General features: G+C 74.3%; 1 protein-coding gene and 1 pseudogene. Both read left to right on the top strand.

Going from position 1 to position 1,901, the window contains the following annotated elements; genetic code table 11:
- Positions 1 to 72: 72 nt before the first annotated feature.
- Positions 73 to 752: pseudogene (locus JM949_RS35595) on the top strand (hypothetical protein).
- Positions 753 to 1,058: 306 nt separating this feature from the next.
- Positions 1,059 to 1,889 carry a PSP1 domain-containing protein gene (locus tag JM949_RS35600; protein WP_203152428.1) on the top strand — a complete coding sequence of 277 codons (831 nt, stop codon included), beginning with the start codon at positions 1,059 to 1,061 and terminating at the stop codon, positions 1,887 to 1,889.
- Positions 1,890 to 1,901 lie beyond the last annotated feature (12 nt).

Raw genomic sequence — 1,901 nt, forward strand, 5'->3', positions numbered from 1 at the left:
GGTGCGGGAGGCCGCCGACCGTTACGCCGAGGTCGACCGGGCGGCCCGACGCCGGCTGGCCGGGGAGCCGTGATGGACGCGCTGGACCGGCTCGCCGAGCCCAGCCTCGATCTGCTGCGCCGGGTGGACACGCTGATCGCCGCCGGCGTCCCCGAGGGGCACCGGGTCTGCCGCTGCTGCGCCGGATGCAGGTGCTGCCGGGCGACGCGGTCCGCGGCTTCCTCGACCTGCACCCCGCGCCGCTCGCCGGCGCCGGGCACGCGGTGCGCCGGCTGGTCCGGGGGTACGACGACGTCTCCGCCGCGCTCACCGACGCGGTGCTCTGGTCCGGCCCGGCCGCCACGGCGTACGGGCAACAGCGGGCGGCGCTGCTGCGCCACCTCGACGAGGGCCCGGACAGCCTGGTCGGGCGGCTGGAATCCACGGCCGGATACGCGGACGCGCTCGCCGACTGGGTGGAGGGCAGCCGCCTCGCCCTGGCCCGGACGATGGCCGACGTGCTCCGCTCGGCCGAGGCGGTCGCGGTGGTCGCCGCCACCGGCACCGGCGTGCCGACACGTCCCGGGCCGGTCGGGCCAGGTGTGGTCGACGCTGCCGAGATCGCCGCCCGGGTGCTGGCGGTGCTCTGCGTCGCGTACGACGGTGCGGAGACGCTGCTGCGTCAGTGGGCGCCGAGCCTGGCCGAGGCGACGTGGCGCCCGCCGGTGGAGGGGCGACCACGCTACGACCAGCCCACCCGGGTCGGCTGGTAGCGAATTGAGCCGCGCCTCGCGGCCGCCGTCCGACCCCTGGACAGCCCACGCGTCGCGCACGGGCACCTGACCTGAGCCGGTGCCCATGGCGACGCCGTGGGTCTTCCCCCTGCACCCCCCGCAGGTCTGCCTCCACTCAACGCCGCCGGGGCACGTCTTGTCTCCTGCCCGGCCCTGGTTTCAACCGTCCGGGCGAGGCGCAATGGCACGACGGGTCGCCCGGCAATAGGTCAAGTCGACGGTCATGGATGCCGGCGGGCGCAGCCGACGTGCTCCTTCGGCGGCGGAGCGTCGTAGGGTGGGAGGATGGGCATGCTCTGCGCGGTCAGCTTCAACCGGTACGGGCGCCTCTACTACCTCGACCCGGGTGAGTTGCGTCCGCAGGTGGGCGATCGGGTGCTGGTGCCCACCGACGACGGGCCCGAGGTGGCGGAGTGTGTGTGGGCCGCGCAATGGGTGACCGAGGACACCGACGGCTTTCCCCGCCTGGTGGGGCTCGCCGGCGACGACGACCTGCGCCGGGACGAGGCCCTGCGGCGGCGCAAGGCCGAGGCGAAGGTGGCCGCCAAACGGCTGATCCGTTCGCACGGCCTGCCGATGAAGGTGGTGGCCGTCGACCATGTGCTCGGCTCCGCCGAGAGCGGCGGTGAGCGCAGCACGGTGTACTTCACCGCGCCGCACCGGGTGGACTTCCGGTCCCTGGTCCGCGACCTGGGCGCGACCCTGCACTGTCGGGTCGAGCTGCGTCAGCTCTCCGCCCGCGACTCGGCCCGGGTGCAGGGCGGCATCGGCTCCTGCGGTCGGGACCTGTGCTGCGCGACGTTCCTCACCGACTTCGAGCCGGTGACCATCCGGATGGCCAAGGACCAGGACCTGCCGCTGAACCCGCTGCGCATCTCCGGCGCGTGCGGCCGGTTGATGTGTTGCCTGAAGTACGAACACCCCCTGTACACCAGGTTCCAAGAGTCCGCTCCAGCGGTCGGCAGCCGGGTGTCCACCCCGGAGGGTGACGGTCGGGTGGTCGGCCACAGCGTTCCCCGCGACGCGGTCACCGTCCGCCTGGACGCCGACGGATCCCGCTCCATGTGCTCCCGTGCCGACGTCTGCGGCCCCCGCCGCGCCCACGACCAACGCTAACCCCACCCCCAC

The sequence above is a fragment of the Micromonospora tarensis genome, assembly GCF_016803395.1.
In the GTDB taxonomy this organism is placed as follows: Bacteria; Actinomycetota; Actinomycetes; order Mycobacteriales; family Micromonosporaceae; genus Micromonospora; species Micromonospora tarensis.